This window comes from Amycolatopsis sp. NPDC049868, assembly GCF_044461365.1.
Taxonomy (GTDB): domain Bacteria; phylum Actinomycetota; class Actinomycetes; order Mycobacteriales; family Pseudonocardiaceae; genus Amycolatopsis.
Map to the genome: position 1 here is coordinate 1,524,986 of NZ_JBITKV010000001.1, position 22,338 is coordinate 1,547,323.

The 22,338-nt window shown below is 70.2% G+C and carries 25 protein-coding genes and 1 pseudogene; 3 read left to right on the plus strand and 23 right to left on the minus strand.

The annotated features are described in order from the left end of the window. The 7 genes from pyrF to pyrR are packed head-to-tail and all read right to left on the minus strand — an operon-like array spanning nt 1 to nt 8,604. Nucleotides 1-840 carry an orotidine-5'-phosphate decarboxylase gene (gene pyrF / locus ACIBTM_RS07245; RefSeq protein ID WP_395875631.1) on the minus strand — a complete coding sequence of 280 codons (840 nt, stop codon included), beginning with the start codon at nt 838-840 and terminating at the stop codon, nt 1-3. Further along, nucleotides 837-4,151 carry a carbamoyl-phosphate synthase large subunit gene (gene carB, locus ACIBTM_RS07250; protein ID WP_395875632.1) on the minus strand — a complete coding sequence of 1,105 codons (3,315 nt, stop codon included), beginning with the start codon at nt 4,149-4,151 and terminating at the stop codon, nt 837-839. The genes pyrF and carB overlap by 4 nt, the downstream gene beginning before the upstream one ends. Then, nucleotides 4,151-5,284 carry a glutamine-hydrolyzing carbamoyl-phosphate synthase small subunit gene (gene carA / locus ACIBTM_RS07255; RefSeq protein ID WP_395875633.1) on the minus strand — a complete coding sequence of 378 codons (1,134 nt, stop codon included), beginning with the start codon at nt 5,282-5,284 and terminating at the stop codon, nt 4,151-4,153. Before carA ends, carB begins: the two co-directional genes overlap by 1 nt. Next, nucleotides 5,284-5,793 carry a transporter gene (locus ACIBTM_RS07260; RefSeq protein ID WP_395875634.1) on the minus strand — a complete coding sequence of 170 codons (510 nt, stop codon included), beginning with the start codon at nt 5,791-5,793 and terminating at the stop codon, nt 5,284-5,286. The genes carA and ACIBTM_RS07260 overlap by 1 nt, the downstream gene beginning before the upstream one ends. Then, nucleotides 5,790-7,082 carry a dihydroorotase gene (locus ACIBTM_RS07265; protein WP_395875635.1) on the minus strand — a complete coding sequence of 431 codons (1,293 nt, stop codon included), beginning with the start codon at nt 7,080-7,082 and terminating at the stop codon, nt 5,790-5,792. Before ACIBTM_RS07265 ends, ACIBTM_RS07260 begins: the two co-directional genes overlap by 4 nt. Beyond that, a complete protein-coding gene (locus ACIBTM_RS07270; protein ID WP_395875636.1) occupies nt 7,079-8,011 on the minus strand; it encodes an aspartate carbamoyltransferase catalytic subunit in 933 nt (310 codons plus the stop codon). Before ACIBTM_RS07270 ends, ACIBTM_RS07265 begins: the two co-directional genes overlap by 4 nt. After that, nucleotides 8,008-8,604 (minus strand): bifunctional pyr operon transcriptional regulator/uracil phosphoribosyltransferase PyrR, encoded by a 597-nt coding sequence (gene pyrR / locus ACIBTM_RS07275; RefSeq protein WP_016333099.1) that lies wholly within the window; start codon nt 8,602-8,604, stop codon nt 8,008-8,010. Before pyrR ends, ACIBTM_RS07270 begins: the two co-directional genes overlap by 4 nt. Before the next feature lie 260 nt (nt 8,605-8,864). Between pyrR and ACIBTM_RS07280 the strand changes: the two genes are divergently transcribed. Then, complete coding sequence (locus ACIBTM_RS07280) at nt 8,865-9,353, plus strand: transcriptional regulator (protein WP_003096372.1); 489 nt, start codon at nt 8,865-8,867, stop codon at nt 9,351-9,353. A 108-nt stretch (nt 9,354-9,461) separates the two neighbouring features. On the opposite strand, the gene nusB is transcribed toward ACIBTM_RS07280, so the two are convergent. From nusB to ACIBTM_RS07295, 3 genes are read right to left on the minus strand one after another with little or no spacing between them, the layout of a single operon-like run. Further along, nucleotides 9,462-9,926 (minus strand): transcription antitermination factor NusB, encoded by a 465-nt coding sequence (gene nusB / locus ACIBTM_RS07285; RefSeq protein ID WP_063274190.1) that lies wholly within the window; start codon nt 9,924-9,926, stop codon nt 9,462-9,464. Further along, complete coding sequence (gene efp, locus ACIBTM_RS07290; protein WP_038515597.1) at nt 9,926-10,489, minus strand: elongation factor P; 564 nt, start codon at nt 10,487-10,489, stop codon at nt 9,926-9,928. The genes nusB and efp overlap by 1 nt, the downstream gene beginning before the upstream one ends. 38 nt (nt 10,490-10,527) lie before the next feature. Then, nucleotides 10,528-11,619, minus strand: a complete 1,092-nt coding sequence (locus ACIBTM_RS07295) for a M24 family metallopeptidase (RefSeq protein WP_395875637.1) — start codon at nt 11,617-11,619, stop codon at nt 10,528-10,530. A gap of 428 nt (nt 11,620-12,047) precedes the next feature. Between ACIBTM_RS07295 and ACIBTM_RS07300 the strand changes: the two genes are divergently transcribed. Then, nucleotides 12,048-12,467 (plus strand): B-4DMT family transporter, encoded by a 420-nt coding sequence (locus ACIBTM_RS07300; protein ID WP_395875818.1) that lies wholly within the window; start codon nt 12,048-12,050, stop codon nt 12,465-12,467. Here the strand turns inward: ACIBTM_RS07300 and ACIBTM_RS07305 are convergent. The 11 genes from ACIBTM_RS07305 to ACIBTM_RS07355 form a co-directional block, all read right to left on the minus strand. Beyond that, a complete protein-coding gene (locus ACIBTM_RS07305) occupies nt 12,422-13,906 on the minus strand; it encodes a beta-xylosidase (RefSeq protein ID WP_395875819.1) in 1,485 nt (494 codons plus the stop codon). The genes ACIBTM_RS07300 and ACIBTM_RS07305 overlap by 46 nt on opposite strands. A 60-nt stretch (nt 13,907-13,966) precedes the next feature. After that, nucleotides 13,967-14,893 carry a GNAT family N-acetyltransferase gene (locus ACIBTM_RS07310; protein ID WP_395875638.1) on the minus strand — a complete coding sequence of 309 codons (927 nt, stop codon included), beginning with the start codon at nt 14,891-14,893 and terminating at the stop codon, nt 13,967-13,969. Further along, a complete protein-coding gene (aroQ, locus tag ACIBTM_RS07315; RefSeq protein ID WP_395875639.1) occupies nt 14,890-15,321 on the minus strand; it encodes a type II 3-dehydroquinate dehydratase in 432 nt (143 codons plus the stop codon). Before aroQ ends, ACIBTM_RS07310 begins: the two co-directional genes overlap by 4 nt. Beyond that, nucleotides 15,318-16,427: a 3-dehydroquinate synthase gene (gene aroB / locus ACIBTM_RS07320; RefSeq protein WP_395875640.1), complete on the minus strand. Its 1,110-nt coding sequence runs from the start codon at nt 16,425-16,427 to the stop codon at nt 15,318-15,320. The genes aroQ and aroB overlap by 4 nt, the downstream gene beginning before the upstream one ends. Before the next feature lie 8 nt (nt 16,428-16,435). Next, complete coding sequence (locus ACIBTM_RS07325) at nt 16,436-16,843, minus strand: hypothetical protein (RefSeq protein ID WP_395875641.1); 408 nt, start codon at nt 16,841-16,843, stop codon at nt 16,436-16,438. Continuing rightward, entirely contained in the window at nt 16,840-17,364 is a 525-nt protein-coding gene (locus tag ACIBTM_RS07330; RefSeq protein ID WP_395875642.1) for a shikimate kinase, read from the minus strand. The genes ACIBTM_RS07325 and ACIBTM_RS07330 overlap by 4 nt, the downstream gene beginning before the upstream one ends. Beyond that, nucleotides 17,361-18,548 (minus strand): chorismate synthase, encoded by a 1,188-nt coding sequence (gene aroC, locus ACIBTM_RS07335; RefSeq protein ID WP_037343929.1) that lies wholly within the window; start codon nt 18,546-18,548, stop codon nt 17,361-17,363. Before aroC ends, ACIBTM_RS07330 begins: the two co-directional genes overlap by 4 nt. A 48-nt stretch (nt 18,549-18,596) precedes the next feature. After that, nucleotides 18,597-19,208, minus strand: coding sequence for a prepilin peptidase (locus ACIBTM_RS07340; RefSeq protein WP_395875643.1), 612 nt, complete (start codon nt 19,206-19,208; stop codon nt 18,597-18,599). 188 nt (nt 19,209-19,396) lie between these two features. Further along, the gene (locus tag ACIBTM_RS07345) at nt 19,397-20,026 is read right to left on the minus strand and encodes an anti-sigma factor family protein (RefSeq protein ID WP_395875644.1); all 630 of its coding nucleotides are present in this window, start codon (nt 20,024-20,026) and stop codon (nt 19,397-19,399) included. Further along, entirely contained in the window at nt 20,023-20,535 is a 513-nt protein-coding gene (locus ACIBTM_RS07350) for a sigma-70 family RNA polymerase sigma factor (protein WP_125675061.1), read from the minus strand. The genes ACIBTM_RS07345 and ACIBTM_RS07350 overlap by 4 nt, the downstream gene beginning before the upstream one ends. Continuing rightward, on the minus strand, nt 20,532-20,900 hold the full coding sequence (locus ACIBTM_RS07355) for a hypothetical protein (RefSeq protein ID WP_395875645.1): 369 nt from the start codon (nt 20,898-20,900) through the stop codon (nt 20,532-20,534). Before ACIBTM_RS07355 ends, ACIBTM_RS07350 begins: the two co-directional genes overlap by 4 nt. Before the next feature lie 132 nt (nt 20,901-21,032). On the opposite strand from ACIBTM_RS07355, the gene ACIBTM_RS07360 reads away from it, so the two are divergent. Then, nucleotides 21,033-21,473, plus strand: a complete 441-nt coding sequence (locus tag ACIBTM_RS07360; RefSeq protein WP_395875646.1) for a ubiquinol-cytochrome c reductase iron-sulfur subunit — start codon at nt 21,033-21,035, stop codon at nt 21,471-21,473. A gap of 62 nt (nt 21,474-21,535) precedes the next feature. Here ACIBTM_RS07360 and ACIBTM_RS07365 read toward each other — a convergent pair whose 3' ends face one another. Both ACIBTM_RS07365 and ACIBTM_RS07370 read right to left on the minus strand, forming a co-directional pair. Continuing rightward, the gene (locus ACIBTM_RS07365) at nt 21,536-21,991 is read right to left on the minus strand and encodes a PTS glucose transporter subunit IIA (protein ID WP_395875647.1); all 456 of its coding nucleotides are present in this window, start codon (nt 21,989-21,991) and stop codon (nt 21,536-21,538) included. After that, nucleotides 21,988-22,233, minus strand: a pseudogene (locus ACIBTM_RS07370) (glucose PTS transporter subunit EIIB); the annotation flags it as partial. The gene ACIBTM_RS07365 and the pseudogene ACIBTM_RS07370, both read right to left, overlap by 4 nt. Nucleotides 22,234-22,338 lie beyond the last annotated feature (105 nt).

Genomic DNA, 22,338 nt, shown 5'->3' on the forward strand with positions numbered 1-22,338 from the left:
CTATTGGCCGTTTTCCAGGGGACCGAGGGAATCCCGGGTCCGCCGAACGGCCGCACGCAACGCTTCGGGGTCCGGTCCGTGCCTGAGGACGTCGCGGGACGACGCCGGGAGCACACCCGGCAGTCCCGGCCCGAAAAGGGCCCGCAGATCGGCCGGAGTGGCCCCCTGCGCCCCGAAACCGGGCGCCAGGACGGGACCGTTCAGCTTGCTCAGGTCGAGCTCTCCCGGCGCGATCGTGGCGCCGACGACGACACCGATGTCACCCAGCGGCCCGACGCCCGCGTTATGCGCGCCCGCCGTGTCGACGATGTCCTGCGCGACGGTCTTTCCGTTGGGCAGCAAGGCGTTCTGCAACCCCTGCGCTTCCGGGTTGGAGGTGCGCGCGAGGACGAACAGACCCTTGCCTTGCGCCTGCGCAACCTCGACGGCGAAGTCCAGCGAACCGAACCCGAGGTACGGCGACACCGTGATGGCGTCCGCTTCGAGTTCCGCCCCGGCGGGCAGGAACGCCGCCGTGTACGCCGCCATCGTCGAACCGATGTCGCCACGTTTGACGTCCAGCAGGACGAGCGCGCCCGCCTCCCGGCACACCTTCATCGTTTTGGCCAGAACAGCGACCCCAGACGGCCCGTAGGCCTCGAAAAAGGCCGACTGGGGCTTGATCACCGCGACTTCGGGCGCGAGCGTCTCAGCGGCCGTGAGGGCGAACTTCTCCAGGCCGCCCGCGTCCGCCGGGAGACCCCACGCCTGGAGCAACCCGGGATGGGGGTCGATACCGGCGCAGAGCGGTCCCTTTTCCGCGACCGCCCGCGCCAGCCTCGCCCCGAACCGCTCGCTCATGCCTTGGCCTTCAGCGCCGCCTGCAGGCTCTGCAGCGAGCGCACGCCGATGTCGCCCTTGATGACGGCCTCTATCCCGTGCACGGCCGCCGCGGCGCCCTGCACCGTGGTGATGCAGGGGATGTCCCGAGAGACCGCGGCGGTACGGATTTCGTAGCCGTCGATCCGCGGACCGCTGTTGCCGTAAGGGGTGTTGATCACCATCTGCACTTCGCCGCTGAGGATGACATCCACGACGTTCTGTTCGCCTTCAGCGGAACCTTCGTAGTGCTTGCGCACGACGGTGCAGGCGACCCCGTTGCGCCGCAACACTTCCGCGGTGCCCGACGTGGCGAGGATCTCGAAGCCGAGATCCGCCAGCCGCTTCACCGGGAACACCAGCGAACGCTTGTCGCGGTTGGCGACCGAGACGAACACCTTGCCCGACGTCGGCAGCGAACCGTAGGCACCGGCCTGCGACTTGGCGAACGCCTTGCCGAAGGAGACGTCCACGCCCATGACCTCGCCGGTGGACTTCATCTCCGGGCCGAGCAGCGAGTCGACGCCGTGCCCCTCGGGCGTGCGGAAGCGGTGGAACGGCAGGACCGCCTCCTTGACCGCGACCGGCGAATCGGCGGGCAGGTGGCCGCCGTCACCCTCGGCCGGGAGGACGCCGGACTCGCGCAGCTCCTTGATCGACGAACCGGTCATGATCAGCGCCGCGGCCTTGGCCAGCGGCACCGCGGTCGCCTTCGACACGAACGGCACCGTCCGCGACGCGCGCGGGTTGGCCTCCAGGACGTACAGGACGTCGTCCTTGAGGGCGTACTGGACGTTCAGGAGCCCGCGGACGCCGACGCCGCGCGCGATGGCCTCGGTCGAGCGGCGCACCGTCTCGATGTCGGTCCGGCCCAGCGTGATCGGCGGCAGCGCGCACGACGAGTCGCCGGAGTGGATCCCGGCCTCCTCGATGTGCTCCATGACCCCGCCGAGGTAGAGCTCGTCGCCGTCGAACAGCGCGTCGACGTCGATCTCGATGGCGTCGTCGAGGAACCGGTCCACCAGCACCGGGTGCTCGGGGGTGACCTCGGTGGCGCGGTGGATGTAGCCGGCGAGGGACTCCTCGTCGTAGACGATCTCCATGCCACGCCCGCCCAGCACGTAGGACGGCCGCACGAGGACCGGGTAGCCGATCTTGTCGGCGATCCGCTTCGCGCCCTCGAACGAGGTCGCCGTGCCGTACTTCGGCGCGGGCAGCCCGGCGTCGGTGAGGACTTCGCCGAACGCGCCGCGGTCCTCGGCGAGGTGGATCGCGTCCGGGGAGGTGCCGATCACCGGGACACCAGCGTCGGCGAGGCGCTTCGCGAGCGAGAGCGGGGTCTGGCCGCCCAGCTGCACGATGACCCCGGCGACGGTGCCCGACTCCTGCTCGGCGTTGACGACCTCCAGCACGTCCTCGAACGACAGCGGCTCGAAGTAGAGCCGGTCCGAGGTGTCGTAGTCGGTGGAGACGGTCTCAGGGTTGCAGTTGACCATGACGGCCTCGAAACCGGCCTCGCGCAAGGCGATCGCGGCGTGCACGCACGAGTAGTCGAACTCGATGCCCTGCCCGATGCGGTTCGGCCCGGAGCCGAGGATCAGCACCTTCGGCTTCTCGGTCTGCGCGGTGATCTCCGACTGTGCCGCGGGGTCGGTCTCGTAGGCCGAGTAGTGGTACGGCGTCTTGGCCGCGAACTCGGCCGCGCAGGTGTCGACGGTCTTGTACATCGGCCGCACCCCGAGACGGCGGCGCAGCGCGCGGACGCCGTCCTCCCCCGCCAGTTCCGGCCGCAGCGAGGCGATCTGGCGGTCGGAGAGGCCGATCCGCTTGGCGCGCCGCAGCAGCGGCTCGTCGAGTACCTGGGCGTCGCGGACCTCGGCGCCGACCTCGCCGATGAGGGCGATCTGGTCGATGAACCAGGGGTCGATCCCCGAGGCCTCGTGCACCTGCTGGACGGTGGCGCCGAACCGCAGCGCCCGCTCCACCTCGTAGAGGCGCCCGTCGTGCGGCGTGCGCAGGGCCTCCAGCACGGATTCCAGCGTCGCGCCCTCGGGGTCGGGGCGCGTCCAGAAACCGGTCGCCTTGGTGTCGATGGACCGCAGTGCCTTGCCGAGCGCCTCGGGGAAGCTGCGGCCGAACGACATCGCCTCGCCGACGCTCTTCATCGTCGTGGTCAGCGTCGGGTCCGCGCCGGGGAACTTCTCGAAGGCGAACCGCGGCACCTTCACCACGACGTAGTCCAGCGTCGGCTCGAAGGCCGCCGGGGTCTCGCCGGTGATGTCGTTGCGGATCTCGTCGAGGGTGTAGCCGATGGCGAGTTTCGCGGCGATCTTGGCGATCGGGAAGCCGGTCGCCTTCGACGCCAGCGCGCTGGAGCGGGACACGCGCGGGTTCATCTCGATGACGACCATGCGGCCGTCCTCGGGGTTGATCGCGAACTGGATGTTGCAGCCACCGGTGTCGACGCCGACCTCGCGCAGCACCGCGATACCGACGTCGCGCATGTGCTGGTACTCGCGGTCGGTCAGGGTCATCGCGGGCGCGACGGTGACCGAGTCACCCGTGTGCACGCCCATCGCGTCGATGTTCTCGATCGAGCAGACGACCACCACGTTGTCGTGCCGGTCGCGCATGAGCTCGAGTTCGAACTCCTTCCAGCCGAGGACGCTCTCCTCGATGAGCACCTCGGTGACCGGCGACTCGGTGAGCCCGGTGGAGGCGAGGCGCTCCAGTTCCTCGTCGGTGTGCGCCATGCCCGAGCCGAGCCCGCCCATGGTGAACGACGGCCGGATGACCACCGGGAGGCCGACCTCGGCGACGGTCGCGCGGACCTCGTCCATGTCGTGGCAGACCCGCGACCGCGGCACCTCGCCGCCGATCGTGCGGACGATGTCCTTGAACTTCTGCCGGTCCTCGCCGCGCTGGATGGCGTCGACGTCGGCGCCGATCAGCTCGACGCCGTACTTCTCCAGGACACCGCGCTCGTGCAGGGCGACCGCGCAGTTCAGCGCCGTCTGCCCGCCGAGGGTCGCGAGGATCGCGTCGGGGCGCTCGGCGGCGATGACCTTCTCGACGAATTCCGGGGTGACCGGCTCGATGTAGGTGGCGTCGGCGAACTCGGGGTCGGTCATGATGGTCGCCGGGTTCGAGTTCACCAGCGAGACGCGCAGTCCCTCTTCGCGGAGTACGCGGCAGGCCTGGGTGCCGGAGTAGTCGAACTCCGCCGCCTGGCCGATCACGATCGGCCCGGAGCCGATCACCAGCACGTGCTGGATGTCTGTCCTCTTCGGCATTACTTGGCCTTCTCCATCAAAGCGACGAACTCATCGAACAGGGGGGCCGCGTCGTGCGGGCCGGCGGCGGCCTCGGGGTGGTACTGCACCGAGAACGCGGGGACGTCGAACGCGCGGACACCCTCGACGGTGTCGTCGTTCGGGCAGTAGTGCGAGATCTGCGCGGCGCCGAACGGCGTTTCGAACCGCTGGCCCGGCTCGCCTTCGAGGGCGAAACCGTGGTTCTGCGCGGTGATCGCGACCCGTTTGGTGGCCACGTCGATCACCGGGATGTTGATCCCGCGGTGGCCGTAGCGCATCTTGTAGGTGCCCAGCCCCAGCGCGCGGCCGAGGATCTGGTTGCCGAAGCAGATGCCGAACAGCGGGATCTCCCGCCGCAGCACCGATTTCGTCAGCTCCGTCGCGTGCGCGGTGGTCGCCGGGTCGCCGGGACCGTTGGACAGGAACACACCGTCGGCCTCGACCGCGAGCAGTTCGTCCACAGTGGACGAAGAGGGCAGCACGTGCACCTCGATACCGCGCGCGGCCATCAGGCGCGGGGTGTTGGACTTGATGCCCAGGTCGAGCGCGGCGACGCGGAACTTCCGCTCGCCCTGCGCTTCGACGACGTACGCCTGCTTCGTGCTGACCTCGCCGGCGAGGTCGGCGCCCTTCATCTGCGGGCTAGCCTGCACCTGCGCGAGCATCTCCTCGTCGGAGCCCAGCGCGTCGCCCGAGAAGACGCCGGACCGCATGGCGCCCTGCTCGCGCAGGTGCCGGGTCAGCGTGCGGGTGTCCACCTCGGAGATCCCGACGACACCCTGGCGCTCCAGTTCCTCGTCCAGCGTGCGCTTGGAGCGCCAGTTGGACGGGGTGCGCGCGGGGTCGCGGACGACGTAGCCCGAGACCCAGATACGCGAGGACTCGTCGTCCTCGTCGTTCCAGCCGGTGTTGCCGATCTGCGGTGCCGTCTGGACCACGATCTGCCGGTGGTAGGAGGGGTCGGTCAGCGTCTCCTGGTAGCCGGTCATGCCGGTGCAGAACACCGCCTCGCCCAGGCTGCGGCCACGGGCGCCGTACGCGGAGCCGCGGAACACCCTGCCGTCTTCGAGGACCAGTGCCGCGGGGGTCCTAATGCCGTTCGTGGTGCTCATCAGGCACCTCCCTTGATGTCGTTGTGAGTGTCTTGCAAAGCTTCGATCCACTGTGGATAGTCGTCGACGTCGTCGCCGCGGAATCCGGTGTCCAGTTCGACGTCCCCGGCCAGCCAGGTGATGACGAGCAGCGCGTCGATGCCCATCACCTTCCCGGCCATCCCCTTGTCCTTGCGGACGCCGGTGACCGAGGCGCGCGGGATCCAGAAGTCCGGGGCGCCGCCGCGTTCGATGGCGATGCCGTCTTCGTGCAGGCGCCACACCGCGCCGGTGCGCAGGCCGGCGCCGCGGGTGACGACGCGGTCCTGCCAGTGTCCGGCGGTCGTCGTGCTGACGTAGAGACCCGTCGACTCGATCAGCGCCTCGCCGGGTTCGGCGGGGATCTCGGCGAACGGCGGGACCTGGACGCTCTGCGCCCGTGACTTCCGCCGCCAGCCGCGCCACATCAGGAACACGCAGAAGAGGAAGAAGGCGAAGACCGCCAGGGTCAGCAGAATCCGGTCGCTCATGGCGTGATCTTCCCTTCCCGCGCGGTGATCCGCCCGCGCAGCAACGTCGCCGTCACCACGCCGGGGAGCCGCATTCCTTCGTACGGGGTGTTGGCCGCGATACTCGCGAACTCGGCCCCTCGTACGGTCCATTCGGTGTCCGGGTCCACCAGCGTCAGGTTGGCGGGTTCGCCGACCTCGATCGGGCGGCCGTGGTCGGTCAGGTTGCCGATCTCGGCGGGCCGCTCGCTCATCACCCGCGCGACGCCCCGCCAGTCCAGCAGGCCGGTGCGGACCATGGTCTCGACCACGATCGACAGCGCGGTCTGGAGGCCGAGCATGCCGGGCCGGGCCGAACTCCACTCGCAGTCCTTGTCCTGGACCGCGTGCGGCGCGTGGTCGGTGGCGACGCAGTCGATGACGCCCTCGGCCAGCGCGGCGCGCAGCTTCTCGGCGTCGGACTCGGTGCGCAGCGGCGGGTTGACCTTGTTGACCGGGTCGTAGGTCGCGAGCCGCTCGTCGGTCAGCAGCAGATGGTGCGGGGTGACCTCGGCCGAGACCTTGGTGCCGCGGTCCTTGGCCCATTTGAGGATGTCGGCCGTGCCCGAGGTCGAGACGTGGCAGACGTGCAGCCGCGCGTTCGCGTGCTCGGCCAGCAGGCAGTCGCGGGCGACGATCGACTCCTCCGCCGAAGCCGGCCAGCCGGTGTAGCCCAGGCGCGCGGCCTGCTCGCCTTCGTGCGCCTGCGCGCCGACGGTCAGCCGCGGCTCCTCGGCGTGCTGGGCGATGACCACGCCCAGCGCCGTCGAGTACTCCAGCGCGCGGCGCATGAGCAGCGGGTCCGCGACGCAGAGGCCGTCGTCGGAGAAGACCTTCACCCGGGCTTCGGATTTCGCCATGGTGCCCAGTTCGGCGAGCTTCTCGCCCTTGAGGCCCACGGTGACCGCGCCGACCGGGTGCACGTCGACCAGCCCGGCCTCCTGGCCGCGGCGCCACACGTGATCGACGATCACCGCGTTGTCGGCCACCGGGTCGGTGTTGGCCATGGCGAACACCGCGGTGTAGCCGCCGAGCGCGGCCGCGGCCGAACCGGTGGCGATGGTCTCGGTGTCCTCGCGGCCGGGTTCGCGCAGGTGGGTGTGCAGGTCGACGAAACCGGGGAGCAGCACCTGGCCGCCCGCTTCGATCACTTCGGCGTCGTCCGGGGTGTCGATCGAACCGATGTCGGTGATCACGCCGTCCTCGACGAGCACGTCGACCGGATCGCCCTCGCCGTAGGGTCGGGCGCCCTTGATCAGGACGGTGGTCACGCGGTGGCTCCTTCGCTCGCGAGCAGGTGGTAGAGGACCGCCATGCGCACGTGGACGCCGTTGCGGACCTGTTCGGTGATGGCCGAGGCCGGGGAGTCGGCGACCGCCGAGGCGATCTCCATCCCGCGCAGCATCGGGCCGGGGTGCAGGACGACGGCGTGCTCGGGCAGCAGCTTCATCCGTCGTTCGTTGAGGCCGTACGCGATCGAGTACTCGCGTGCGCTCGGGAAAAAGCCCCCGTGCATCCGCTCCGCCTGGACCCGCAGCATCATGACCGCGTCGAGCGCGGGCAGTTCGGCGTCCAGTTCGTGCGACACCGTGACCGGCAGGCTCTCCACACCGGCGGGCAGCAGCGTCGGGGGCGCGACGAGCACCACCTCCGCGCCCAGCGCCGACAGCAGGTGGATGTTCGACCGCGCGACCCGGCTGTGCAGGACGTCGCCGACGATCCCGATGCGGCGGCCCTCGAACGAGCCGAGGCGCTCCCGCAGCGTCGCCGCGTCGAGCAGCGCCTGCGTCGGGTGCTCGTGGGTGCCGTCCCCGGCGTTGACGACCGCCGTCCCCGCTTCGGCGAGCCAGCCCGAAAGCCGCTGCGCCGCACCGGAGGCGGGGTGCCGGATGATCACGCAGTCGGCGCCGGCCGCGGCCAGCGTCAGCGCGGTGTCCCGCAGCGATTCGCCCTTGTTGACCGAGGAACTGGACGCGGAGACGTTGATCACGTCGGCGCTCATCCACTTCCCCGCGATCTCGAACGAGACGCGGGTGCGGGTGGAGTTCTCGTAGAACAGCGTGATGACGGTGCGGCCACGCAACGTCGGCAGTTTGCGGACCTCGCGGCCCAGCAAGGTGTGCTTGAGCTCTTCGGCGGTGTCCAGCACGGCTGTCGCGAGCGCCGGGTCGAGCCCGTCGGTGGCGAGCAGGTGCTTCACGATCGATCTCCTTCTGGTTGCGCGCGAAGCAGAACCGTGTCCCGTCCGTCCACTTCGGACAGCAGGACCTCGATCCCCTCGGCGCGCGAGGTGGGCACGTTCTTGCCCACGTAGTCGGCGCGGATCGGCAGTTCGCGGTGGCCGCGGTCGACCAGCACGGCCAGCTGGACCGCGCGGGGGCGGCCGTGGTCGCGCAGGGCGTCGAGGGCGGCGCGGATGGTGCGGCCGGAGAACAGCACGTCGTCGACCAGGATCACCACCGCGTCGTCGATACCGGTCGGCGGCAGCTGCGAATGTTCGAGCGCGCGGGGCGGGCGGCGGCGGAGATCATCACGGTAGAGCGTGATGTCCAGCGCGCCGGTCGGCGGACGGATGCCGGAGAACTCGGCGATCTTGTCCGCGAGCCGCAGGGCGAGCGGGGTTCCCCTGGTGGGGATGCCCAGCAACACGGGCGGAGTCGAGCCACCGGCACCGAGAGCGGTCTTCTCGATGACCTGGTGGGCCATTCGGGCGATCGTGCGCGCGACATCGCCGGACGAGAGCAGCTCGCGCTCTCCCGCCGGTTCCGCCGCGCCACGCGGACGTGACGACAAGGCGGACCTCCTTCCCCGCCTCTCTGGACGGGTCCTTAAAGGACGTCGACTTCCTGCGTAGCGAGGAAATCTCCCCGACACTAGCAGGAGCGATCGCTCATTCTTACGAGTGGCGCGCCCCAGGTGACGAAGGCCTCTCGAAAGCACCCGCTTGACCTGGTGACAACTATGCGTAACCATTACTCTGAGTATTCGACTCTAGGAGTCCCCTGGACCGGTCACCTCGACCGGTTGGGGGTGAGGAAACGGAGAACCACCAGATGGGCGATTACGCCAAGGCGCTCGGGGCCAAGCTCCGCGGGATCCGCCAGCAGCAGGGCCTGTCCCTGCACGGGGTCGAGCAGAAGTCCGGAGGCCGCTGGAAGGCCGTCGTCGTCGGTTCGTACGAGCGTGGCGACCGCGCCGTCACCGTGCAGAAGCTCGCCGAACTCGCCGACTTCTACGGCGTGCCGGTGGTCGAGCTGCTGCCGGAGGGCCGGGTGCCGTCGGGCGCCGAGCCCGCCACGAAGATCGTCATCAACCTGGAGCGTCTCCAACAGCTCCCGGCGGAGAAGGTCGGGCCGCTCGCCCGCTACGCCGCCACCATCCAGAGCCAGCGCGGCGACTACAACGGCAAGGTGCTCTCGATCCGCACCGAGGACCTGCGTTCGCTGGCGATCATCTACGACATGACCCCCGGCGAGCTCACCGAGCAGCTGATCGACTGGGGTGTGCTGCCGCCCGAGGCTCGACCGTCCAAAGAGGACTAGAGATGGCGACGTTTTCGGTCCGGGGGGACCGGAAACGCCAACCAGCGCCACCGAGCACGAGAACGGGCCGTGCCCTCGGAGAGGACACGGCCCGTCGCAGTACGTCTTCTAGAGAACGGCCCTGAGCCGGTCCGCGATCGTGCCGATCCGGCCGAGCACGCCGTTCACGAAGCGCGGCGAGTCGTCGGTCGACAGCTCCTTCGCGAGCCCGACGGCCTCGTCGATGGCGACCGGGTCCGGTACGTCCTCGGCCCACAGCAGCTCGTAGACGCCGACCCGCAGCACCGCCAGGTCCACCGGCGGCATCCGGTCCAGCGTCCAGCCCTGAGCGTGCTCCGAAAGCAGCTCGTCGATCTGGGTCTTGCGGCCGGTGACGCCCTCCACCAGCGAGATCGTGTAATCCGCGATCGGGTCGACCTCGACCGAACCGACCCGGTCCGCCAGCAGCGTCACCGCGTCGGCACCACGCTGGGCGGCCTCGTACATCATCTCGACCGCGCGCTTGCGGGCCTGACGACGGCTGATCGGCCCGCCGCGGTTCGGCGACTTGCCCGATTTGGCTGAGTCGGCCATCAGCTGGAAACGCGGCCCAGGTAGCGGCCGTCACGGGTGTCGACCTTGATCTTCTCGCCGGTGGTGAGGAACAGCGGCACCTGGATCTCGGCGCCGGTCTCCAGGGTGGCGGGCTTGGTGCCACCGGTGGAGCGGTCGCCCTGCAGGCCGGGGTCGGTGTGCTGGACGATCAGCTCGACCGAGGTCGGCAGCTCGATGTACAGCGGCGTGCCCTCGTGCACCGCGACCTGGACCTCGAAGTTCTCGAGCAGGTAGTTCGCGTTGTCACCGACGGTCTCGGCCAGGACGGTGATCTGGTCGTAGGTCTCCGCGTCCATGAACACGAAGTCCGCGCCGTCCTTGTACAGGTACGTCATGTTGCGGCGGTCGACGGTGGCCGTGTCGACCTTCGTCCCCGCGTTGAAGGTCTTGTCGACGACCTTGCCGGTCAGCACGTGCTTGAGCGTGGTGCGGACGAACGCGCCGCCCTTACCCGGCTTGACGTGCTGGAACGCGGTGACGGTCCAGAGCTGGCCGTCGAGGTTGAGGACGAGCCCGTTCTTCAGGTCGTTGGTGGTGGCCACGAGTGTGCAGTCTCCTGTGTCGATCTTCCGGGCCGCCGTCAGACGACCACGAGTTCCTTGGTGCTCAGCGTGAGGAGTTCGGGCGTACCTTCCCGCACGACCAGCGTGTCCTCGATGCGCACGCCTCCGCGTCCGGGCAGATACACACCAGGCTCGACGGTGACGGCCATACCGGCGGACAGTGTACCGACGCCGGTGGCGGCGAGGCTGGGCGCCTCGTGCACCTGCAGTCCGACGCCGTGGCCGAGGCCGTGGCCGAACTCCTCGCCGCGCCCCGCGTCGACGATCACGCCACGGGCCGCTTTGTCCACTTCGGACACTTCGGCGCCGGGCAGGACGGCGTCGCAGCCCGCCGCCTGCGCGCGCTGGACCAGCTCGTAGATCTCCTCCTGCCACGCCGCGGGCTTGCCGATGACGAACGTGCGGGTCATGTCGGAGTGGTAGCCGTCGACCGTGGCGCCGAAGTCGATCTTGACGAACCCGCCGGTCGCGAGCGGCGCCGAGGTCGGCCGGTGGTGCGGGATCGCGGAGTTGGCGCCCGCCGCGACGATGGTGTCGAACGAAGGCCCGGTCGACCCGTGGCCGAGCATGCGGTTCTCGAGGTCACGGGCGACGTCGAGCTCGGTGCGGCCCGGGCGGAGCCCGCCGGCGGACAGCAGGTCCTCCAGCGCCCGGTCGGCCGCCGCGCACGCCTGGCGCAGCGCCTCGATCTCCTGCTCGTCCTTGACCAGCCGCAGCTGCTCGACGAGACCCGGCGTCCGGACCAGCTCGACGCGGTCGAAGCGGACCTTGAGCTCCTCGTGCTGCTCGACACTGACGTGCTGGCTCTCGAAACCGGTCTTGCCGAGCTTCTTCCCGGCCGCCAGATCGGCCAGCTTCGCCGCGCTCGCGCGATCCAGCACCCGTTCGAGGTCGGGCACCTCGGTCGCCGACTGGACCTGGTAGCGGCCGTCGGTGCAGAAGATCGTCTTGTCGTCGCCGCTCTCGTGGACGAGGAGAGCGGCGTTGGACCCGGTGAAGCCGGTCAGGTACCTGATGTTGAGCAGGTCCGTGACCAGCAGCGCGTCCACCCCGGAGTCGGCCAGCAGGGAACGCAGCGCCGCGCGGCGGCGAGAGAAGTATTCACGCACGTCATGGAGTTTAGGGGGTGCGCCGCCGGTTCCACGCGTTTCGCCTGCTGCTTGCGCTCGCTGTGGCGCCTGGTGGTTCCGTGAAGGCCTCCTTGAGGGACTCAGGGTCCCTCAAGGAGGCCTTCACGGACCGGGCAAGGACCCCGTCACCCCAGCCCACACCAAGGTCACAGCGCCGCCGCGTGAAGGCCCCCTTCACGCGCCTGAGCCGAGGGAAGGGGGCCTTCACGCGCATCCATCGTGGCTACTGGTGCGCCTGGGGCGAAGGTGACGGTCACCGATTCCGTGAAGGCCTCCTTCACTACCTTCAGGGTAGGCAAGGAGGCCTTCACGGACCGGGCACGAGTCGCCACCGGCGTAGGCGGCCCCAGTCGCTACTGGCGAGTTAAGCTTCACCAATGGCACCGTGGCTGACTCGTGGACTCGTGATGGCGCTGCTGCACGGCGCGGCCGTCACCGTGCTGGCCAAGTACGAGGTCTTCAACCCCACCGACAAGACCCTCGTCACCTCCCTCGCCCTCGCCGTCCTGGTCGGCGCGGCCGCGGGCTGGGGCGCCGTGGACGCCTGGCAGGGCAAACCCGAACGCGGCAAGAACTGGTTCATCGCGGCGCTGATCGCCGGACCGGTCTCGGGCGTGCTGTACGTGATCGGCCGCGCGGTGTTCGTCGACCAGACCGGCGCTTCCGAGCTCGGCGGCGCGCTCACCGGTGGCGCCGCCTTCTCGGCGCTGCTGGTGCTCATCCCGGCCGGGCTCGGCCTGTTCGTCGGTGGCCGCATCACCAAGACCGGCGACGACGAAGATCAGCCGGCGAGCGAGAAACCGGCCGGGAAGCCGTCCCAGGCCTGATCGCTGATCTCTTCGACGGTCGAGTCGTTCAGTGCCGCCGTCCCCGCGTCCGGCACCGCGTACAGCTTGCCGTCGAGCACCACGCCGAACCCGCGACCGGGCGCGTGCACCGTCTTCGCCCCGGCGCTCAGCCGCGCGGCCTGCGGGAACTTGTCGACGATCTTGAGCCGCTGATCCAGCACCTCGCCCGCGAGCGCCGCCGCCACCGAGCGCCGGTCGACCCGCACCAGCGTGCCGTCGGACACCAGGTCGATGGTCCGCTGCGGCGACGGCATCGCGACGCCTTCGAACGAGGTCCGGACGCGGGCGTCGCCGTCGCACGCCCGCGAACCGCGGACGTCCAGGCCGAAGTGCTTGAGGTCGGTCGGCGCCCCCGCGCCGCCGACGACCGTGGCGCGGACGACGTCGAAGGGCACCCGATCGCAGACGTCGCCCGAGGAGAGCGGCGCGTGCCCGTCGGGCCGCCGGACCAGGCCGGGACCCTCCTTCCAGACGCCGGGGATGATCGACGGCCGATACGGCTGCGCGGAGAAATCCCTGGTCCAGAAGGTGAGCGTGGTGCCGGCGTCGGTCTCGTGCGCGATCACGAAGGCGTCGAGCGCGCCGACCCACATGAGGTCGGTGCTGAATCCGTCGACCAGCGAGCGGGTGCGCGGCGAGATCGTGGTGGGCTTGGCGACGAAGCCCTGCTCCCCGAGCGTCTCCACACCTCGGGTGAACGCCGCGTCCTTGGCGCGGAGCAGGAACTGCCCGGCACCGTTCCACCCGGCGGCCTTGGCCGTGGTGTCGGTGAAGAGCACGTAGAACCAGCCGTCGAGGTACACCGCCGAGGGCTGACCCGCGCCGTAGACGTTCTCGCGGTGGACGTCGTGCGCCGGTCCGATGATCGGCTGCCCGCCCGCCGCACGGGTCCAGTTGAGCCCGTCGGGGCTGGTCGCGAGGCCGATCGAGTTGCCGAGGGCGTGATCACCCGCCGCGCCGGTGTAATACATGTAGTAGGTCGAGCCGACCTTGATCACCGAAGGGTCGCAGGTGTGCATCCCGTCGAAACCGCCGGGCGCCCCGGAGAACACCGCCGCCGGACCGCCGCCGGACGGGCCGGTGAAGGGACCGTCGAGCGAGGGCGACTGCGCGTAGAGGACGTCGTCACCGGGCGGCTGGGCGCTGCCGTACTGGCTGCACCACCACATCTTGAGCTTGCCGCCGTCCCGCATCACGGTGGGGCTGTAGTTGTAGACCGCGTCCTGATCGCCGGCGGCGACCACGCCGCCGCTGGCCCGGGGATCGCTCGTCGCGAGCTCGACGTCCATCGGCCGTGGCTTTTCCTTGGGCGCCTGCTGGGCCCCGCCGATCCCGCCGCCCTTGCCGTCGGCCTGGGATTGCACGTTTCCGTCGCTGCACGCCGCGAGGAGAGCGCCCGCCGCGAGGACGGCCACCACGGCACGGGCGGGTCGCCGACCCCCACGAAAAAGGCGCATGATGGCCGAGTGTAGCGAGGCTTAACCCGGCCGGGTGACGTCAGTACCCGGGAGGGCGACCAGCTCCACCTCGAAGCCATCGGTGTTTTCGAGGTAGGCGGCGTAGTGATGGTCACCGCCCGCATACGGATATCGGTCCGCGAACATCGGCGACCAGCCGTGTTCGACGGCCTTCGAAGCCAGCTCATCCACCCGATCGCGTGACTCGACATGCAGGGCGAGGTGGTTCAGTCCCGGGGCGGTGCGCTCGTGTTCTTCCCCGCTGAGCGCCGGAGAACGCTCGACGACGAGATAGGTCGCGCCGTGCTTCCAGCTGACCCCGGCGGGCCAGCGCTGGAACTCCCGCCAGCCGAGCTCGCCCAGCAGCCAGCCCCAGCTCTCCTCCGCACGGCCGAGATCGGGCACCCACAGCTCGATGTGATGCACGCGGCCGTGATCCGACGGCAGCGCGACGAAGACGCGATGCGGCCCGCTGCCGTAGTGCTCGCCACCGCCGACATCGAGGAAACCCAAGCGCCGCACCAGGTTCTGACTGGCCACATTGGACTCTCCGACCAGCGCCCACACCGACGGCAGGCCGAGCCCGACGAGCCCGTGCGCCAGCAGGGCCTTGGCGGCCTCGGTCGCCAGACCCTGCCCGCCGTGCGCCCGCGACAGGTAGTACCCGAGCTCCGGAACGTCACCGGGAAGCTCCCGCGACGGCCGCAGATGCGCGAGCCCGATCACTTCTCCGTCGCGCTCGATCGCCCAGTGCCCCATGCCCGCCGGGCCGTCGTAGGACAGCCTTCGGCCGACCATCGCGCGGACCAGGTCCGGCTCGGTCAGCGGGGCCGCGAAATGCGCGCTCATCTCCGGGTCGGCGAAGAGCTCGATGATCGCGTCGGTATCGGCTTCGGCCAGCGCGCGCAGCCGGAGCCGCGCGGTCTCCAGCGTGGGAGGGTTGTTCACGCCGCGTTCGCGGCCATCCAGCGCAGGGCCAGCGGGTATCCGTCGACCCCGAGCCCGGCGATCACCGCGGTGGCGATATCCGACAGCACGCTGTGGTGCCGGAACTGCTCGCGTTTGTGCACGTTGGAGATGTGCAGTTCGATCAGCGGCGCCTTGAGCTGGGCGGCGGCGTCGCGGACGGCGATCGAGTAGTGCGTCCACGCGGCGGCGTTGAGCACCACCGGCCAGTCCGCGTCGGCGGCTTCGTGCAGCCAGCCGACCATCTCGCCCTCGTGGTCGGTCTGCCGGACCTCGACGTCGATCCCCAGCTCCTTGCCGGTTTCGACGCAGGTGGAAACCAGATCCGCGTGCGTGGCCGAACCGTAGATCCCTGGCTCGCGCAGGCCGAGCCTGCCGAGGTTGGGGCCGTTGAGGACGAGCACCTTCACAGCAGCACGCTCCCGCCGGACTTGGGTGCTTCGCCCGCCACCACCGAGTACGCCGCGGCGAGCAGCGACGGGTCCGGGCCCTCAAGCCTGCCGGGCTTCGCGAGCCCGTCGAGGACGACGAAACGCAGCACACCCGAACGAGTCTTCTTGTCGCCCTTCATCGTCTCCAACAGCTGCGGGAGCGCGTCGGGGTCGTAGGTGGTCGGCAGACCCAGCAGCTTGAGCACCTTCGAGTGCCGCTCGGCGGTGGCGTCGTCGAGACGGCCGGCCAGCCGCGCGAGTTCGGCGGCGAACACCAGGCCGACACTGACCGCCGCGCCGTGCCGCCACCGGTACCGCTCACGCCGTTCGATGGCGTGGGCGAGCGTGTGCCCGTAGTTGAGGATCTCGCGCAGATCCGATTCGCGCAGATCCGCGGCGACGACGTCGGCCTTGACCTGGATCGAGCGGCGGACCAGTTCGCCGAGGACCTCGCCGGTGGTGTCCAGGGCCGCGGCGGGATCCTGCTCGACTAGTTCGACGATACGCGGATCGGCGATGAACCCGGCCTTGACCACCTCGGCCATTCCGGCGACGAGTTCGTTGGGGGGCAACGTTTCCAGCGTCGCGAGGTCGACGAGGACCGCGCTCGGCTCGTGGAAGACGCCGACCAGGTTCTTGCCTGCCTCGGTGTTGATACCGGTCTTCCCGCCGACGGAGGCGTCGACCATGCCCAGCAGCGTGGTGGGCACGTTGACCAGCCGGACACCGCGCATCCAGGTGGCCGCGACGAACCCGGCGAGGTCGGTCACGGCGCCGCCGCCGAGCCCGACGACCACGCCCTGGCGGTCGAGACCCATGCGGCCGAGGACCTCCCAGCAGAAGCTGGCGACGGTGAGCGCCTTGCCGTCCTCGGCGTCGGGGATCTCGACCCGGTGCGCGTCGATCCCGGCCTCGGCCAGTTCGTCGCGGATGGCCTCGGCGGTGGTCGTCAGCGTCGGCGGGTGGATCAGCGCGACCTTGGAGGCGTCGGCGAGCTGCTCGGTGAGCTCGCCCAGCAGGCCGCGGCCAACGACGACGTCGTAGGGCTTGGCGGTGTTGACGGTGATGCGGACCGGCTCGGTCATCGTTCCCCTCACTTCGGCGGAAGCCGCTTGGCCCTCGCGACCTCGCAGGTGATCTTGCCCTTGACCGGGGTGTCCCCCGGGATCTCTTCGGTCACCTTCTGGCCGGGCGTCATCCGGTTCTTCGCGAACAGCGCCTCACCGGCGGCCTTGCCCTCGGCGTCCTTGATCGCGATGGTGACGGCGTACCGTGCGTCTTCGCCCGCGCTGTTGGTGACCTCGATGGTGATCTTCGGGGTGTAGCTGTCGCTGTCGCATTTGGTGACCTTGACGTCGGCGGAGACATCCGCCTCCGGCGCGGGGCTGGTGGCAGCACTGGTCTGGATGACGTCCGCGCCGGGCGGCTGCCTCTCTTCGCCGCACGCGGTCAGGGTCAAGGCCACGACGGCGAGCAGGACGCCGGCGGTGGTGCGCTTCATGCTCGTTCCTTGCTGATCTCGGTCAGCCCGATGACGGCGGCCTCGACGACCTCGTCCGCGGTCAGCCGGTCGGTCTCGATCTCGAACGTGGCCACCTCGCGGTACACCGGCAGGCGCGCGTCGAGGAGCGCCTTGTAGGTGGCGCGGGGGTTCACCCCGGCCAGCAGCGGGCGCGCGGTCGAGAGCCCGGCGCGCTGGACACCCGCGGCCATCCCCACGTTGAGGAAGATCACGGTGTGCCCGGCCAGCCGTTCGCGGGTGCCCGGCGTGATCGGCGCTCCCCCGCCCAGCGAGAGGACGCCTTCGTGTTCGGCCAGCGCCTTCGCGACCATCTCCTCCTCCAGCGCGCGGAAGGCGGGCTCGCCCTCCTCGGCGAAGATGTCGGTGATCGGCTTGCCCGCGCTCGCGACGATGTCGTCGTCGCTGTCGCGGAAGACGAGACCGAGCCGGGCGGCGAGCGCCGGACCGACCGTGCTCTTGCCCGAGCCCGGCGGCCCGATGATCACCGCGCGAGGAGTCACCAGCGCTCCTCGAGCGCCTTCAGGTAGGCCTCGACGTTGCGCTTGCCCTCGATCAGCGAGTCGCCGCCGAACTTCTCCAGCGCGGCGTCCGCGAGGACCAGTGCCACCACCGACTCCAGCACGACCCCGGCGCGGGGTACCGCGCAGACGTCGGAACGCTGGTGGATGGCCACCGCGGGTTCCCCGGTGGTGACATCCACAGTGGACAGTGCTTTGGGGACGGTCGAGATCGGCTTCATGGCGACGCGCACACGCAGCGGTTCGCCGTTGGTGATGCCGCCTTCGAGCCCGCCCGCGCGGTTGGACCGGCGGGTCACCCCGACCGGACCGGTGCCGCGGTCGATCTCGTCGTGAGCCTGGCTGCCCCAGCGCTTGGCCGTGGTGAAGCCGTCGCCGACCTCCACGCCCTTCATCGCCTGGACACCCATGAGCGCGCCGGCGAGGCGGGCGTCGAGCCTGCGGTCCCAGTGGACGTGCGAGCCGAGGCCTGGCGGCAGGCCGTAGGCGATCACCTCGATCACGCCGCCGACGGTGTCACCCGCCTTCCGCACGGCGTCGACCTCGGCGACCATCGCGTCGGTCCCCTCCTGGCCGAACGCGCGGACCGGGCTCTCGTCGATGGCCGGGAGATCCGACGGCACCGGCAGCGGCCCCTCGGGCGCCGAGGCGCCGCCGATGGACACGACGTGGCTGAGGATCTCGACCCCCAGCAGCTGCTTGAGGTACGCGCGGGCCACCGTGCCGAGCGCCGTGCGGGACGCCGTCTCGCGGGCGCTCGCGCGCTCCAGCACCGGACGGGCCTCGGGGAAGCCGTACTTCTGCATACCGGGCAGGTCGGCGTGGCCGGGCCGGGGACGCGTCAGCGGCTCGTTGCGCGCGAGGCCTTCCAGCTCCTCGGCGGGCACGGGATCGGCCGACATGACCTTCTCCCATTTGGGCCACTCGGCGTTCTCGATCTGGACCGCGACGGGACCACCCTGGGTGAGCCCGTGCCGGACACCGCCGGTGAACTCGATGTGGTCGGTCTCGAAGCCCATCCGGGGGCTGCGGCCGAAGCCGAGCCTCCGGCGCGCGAGCTGCTCGCCCACTTCGGCCGTGGTGACCTCGACCCCGGCGGGCATCCCTTCCAGGATGGCGGCGAGGGCGGGTCCGTGCGATTCCCCTGCGGTTATCCAGCGCAACACCTGACAGATCCTGTCACAACCTCCTCTGAAGTCCCGGTACAGGCCGGGCTATCCAGGACCGGGTCCGGCGAAGACGGCGAGCGCCCACGCCGCGACCAGGAGACCGGGCCCGTGCGGCACCGTGGGATGCCGGGGTCCGCCCACCGCGAGCGCCACGCTCAGTAACGCGGCGGCGACGGCGCCGAGCACGATCGACGGCCAGCCCGTCGCGGCGAGGACCGCGCCGAGACTGCCGGCGAGCTTCACGTCCCCGGCACCGAGCGAGCGTGGCGACACCGCGTGCACGAGCGCGTGCGCCCCGCCGAAGACCAGCGCCCCCAGCACCGCCCGCCACGCGATGGCGGCCCCTCCCCCGTGCGCGGCGATCGCCAGCGAGACGGCCAGCGCCGGGTACGCGGGCAGGGTGAGGATGTCGGGCAGGCGGCGGTACTTCAGGTCGGCGAGCACGAGCGGGACCGCGAAGACGGTCAGGACTGCCGGGACCGCGAGCCACCACGACGGCCAGGCTCCCGACTGGTGCCTGAGGCAGACCGCGACGAGTGCCGCCGCCGTGAGGGCCGCGGCCCACGGCGTGATCGGCGCTCCGGCCCGGCGCAGGCAGGAGCGCGTGGCGAGCGCCGATCCGGCGCCCGCCACCGCGAAGGCGATCGGTGTGAACACAAGATCAAGAGTGCGTCCGGTGGTTCACTGGAGGCAAGATTTTCTTTTCGTGACAGGGACTTTCACGCACTTTCGGCAGGTGGGGCGGGGGTGCGGAAGTCATGAACGGACCGTTCACGTGGCTTTCGCGACACACTGGACCCAATCCGCTCCGCCCCCGGCGCCGAAGACCTGTCATGACACCGGGATCAAGGGTTCATCCGCAACAGCGGGAGACCCGAGGGCGTGCGGATCTCCAGCGCCTTGATGTCCTCGGTGCGCATCGCGGTGCCGACCACGATATGCGCGGTGTCCTTGGGCATCGCGCGCCAGGACGCGAGCTCGCTGGTGCCGCCGTCGGCGCCGACGGCGACCAGGATGTAGTCCCCGGTGCGATTGCCGCCGTAGCTGCACGTCATGTCGACCTTCGTGCCGGTGTCCGTGGCGGACATGGCGACTTCGGCGGTCACCGGGTAGTCGCCGAGCGGGGTCATCGGGTCGCCCGCCGCCGCCATCGGCCCGGTCAGGACGACCACGAGCGCGACGCCGGCGGCGACGGCCACCCCGGCCGCGGTGGTGGTGATCGCCCGTTGGATCCGCCTTCCCCGGCGGACCCGTTTGAGCACGGTCGGCAGCAGGTCCGGCGAGGGCGCCGGTTCGTCCTCCAGCAGCGCGGGAGCGCCCGCCTGGGCGAGCAGCCCGGGGATCCCCGCCAGGTCGCGCACGGACGCCGCGCACCGGTCACAGACGCGAAGGTGTTTCTCGTAGGCGGACCGGTCTTCCGGGGACAACGCCCCGAGCACGTAAGCCGCGTCGTAGGTGGCGAAGGGGTCGGTCATTGAGTCACCCCTCTTTCCTCCAATATCAGCCGCAACGCCCGCAACGCGTAGTGCGTCCGCGACTTGATCGTCCCTTCGGCCACACCCAGCCGCTTCGCAGCGTCGGCGACGGAGTAACCCTGGAAATAACACAGGACGAGGACGTCCCGGTGTCTCGGCGAGAGCTCACCGAGCGCTTCGGCGACCAGCCAGCCCTGGACCGCCCGTTCCGTGCCGTCCGTCACCGCCGTTTCGGGCGGTTGACCGGTCACCACCTCCGGATGCGCCTCGGAGGCCCGCCAGTCGTCGATGGCGATCCGTCTCGCCACGGTGAACAGCCAGCCGCGCGCCGATCCCTCGGACTGGTCGAGCACCTTGGCGTTGCGCCAGGCCCGCAGCAGGGTCTCCTGCACGACGTCCTCCGCGCGGACCCGGTCGCCGCTGGTGAGGTGCAGTGCGTAGGACCAGAGCGCCGCCGCGTGCTCGTCGTGCAAAGCCCGCATCAGCCGGTCCTCCGCGAATTCCTTCACCGATCCGTGCTTTCGCGGTTGAGGAGCAGCGGGAGGGCGAAGACCACGCAAGCCACTTCGGTGATCAGGCCCCACAGCTCGGCCTGGGTGGTGAAGCGCTCCGAGACGCCGAAGAACCCTGTGGTCAGGGAGAGCACGTACGCGCCCAGCGTGGCCAAGCCGAAGCCGATCGCCGCGAGCGCGGGAAGCCAGTGGTGCCAGACCAGGACGGCGATCGCGATGACCACGCCCGCCACGACGTTCACCAGGAAGAGCGGGCCGACCACCTCCGTTTCCGAGGCCCAGTCCTGCCATACGACGTAATGCACCCACGCCGAGCCGAGGAGGCCCGCCGCCACCACGGCCCGCAACAACCACCGGATCATGTCCGTATCTCTTTCCCGCGTGTTCGGTTCCCCTATGCCTTTGAACACGGAAAAGAGGGCCTCTCGGTTCAATCCGGCACCCGATGGCGGGCGAAATTGAACCGGATGGCCGCTCGGGCCGTGTGTATGGGCATGACTGCCGAACTCCACTCCCGCCGCAAGGTCCTGACCACCGGCGCCGCCGTCGCCGGTGCCGCCGCCGGGGCCGTGGTTCTCACGGCCTGCGGAAGCGACAGCCCGCCGTCCGGTTCGACCGCCGCCCCGCCCGCCGCGGCGCCGGGCGAGACTTTGACCGCGCTCTCCGACATCCAGGTCGGCCAGGCGAAGGCCGCCAAGACGGCCGACGGCAAGGACGTCATCGTCACCAGGACCGCCGAAGGCACGGCCGCCGCGTTCAGCGCGATCTGCACACATCAGGGGTGCGCGGTCGTCCCCGAGGGCGCGGAGCTGAAATGTCCCTGCCACAACTCGATCTTCGACGCCGCGACCGGCGCGGTCAAAAAGGGGCCGGCGGACCAGCCGCTGCCCTCGATCGCGGTCAAGGTCACCAACGGCCAGGTCGTCACGGCCTAGAAACGCACGAAGGGTCCCTTTAGGACGTGAATCCGTCCTAAAGGGACCCTTCGCGCGAGCTTTCAGCTGTCCCAGGTGAAAATCGGGTCGCCCGCCTCGACGTCGCCGCCGGTGATCAGTCCCGAAAGGACTTCCGCCTTCGCGTCGAGCGCCACCACGGGCACGATCGGCGAGTAGCCCGCGGCCTTGACAGCGTCGGGGTCCCAGCCGACGACCGGCTGCCCGGCGCGGACGGCCTCACCCTTGACGACGTGGAGGGTGAACCCCTCGCCCTTTTGCTTCACCGTGTCGATCCCCAGGTGGACCAGCACGCCGCGGCCGTCTTCGGTGGCCACCACGAAGGCGTGCGGGTGCAGGGTCACGACCGTCCCGTCCACCGGGGCGACCGCGTCCTGGCGCCCGCCGGCGGGCAGGACCGCGATTCCGGGGCCGACCATCGCCTGCGCGAAGACCGGATCGGGCACTTCGGTCATAGCGGTCGTCTTACCGCTCACCGGGCTGAGGATTTCGAGACTCACAGCAGGTCCTCGATGTCGCTGGCGATCGTGTCGGCCTCGGGCCCCACGATGACCTGGACACCGGCTCCCATCCGCACGACGCCCATCGCTCCGGCGGCCTTCAGCGCCGCTTCGTCGAGCAGGCTCATGTCTTCGAGCTCACAGCGGAGCCGGGTGATGCACCCCTCCACCTCGATGACGTTCTCGGCACCGCCGAGCGCCGCGAGGATCTTTTCCGGCCTGTCATCCGCCATCGCGGTCTCCTTGTTCCCTGTCGGTTTCCCACATGCGAACCAGCTCTACTACGCCGTTCGCCGACTCGCACCCGATCCCTGGCCACGAACGCGTAACGGTGGTTGACACCCGCT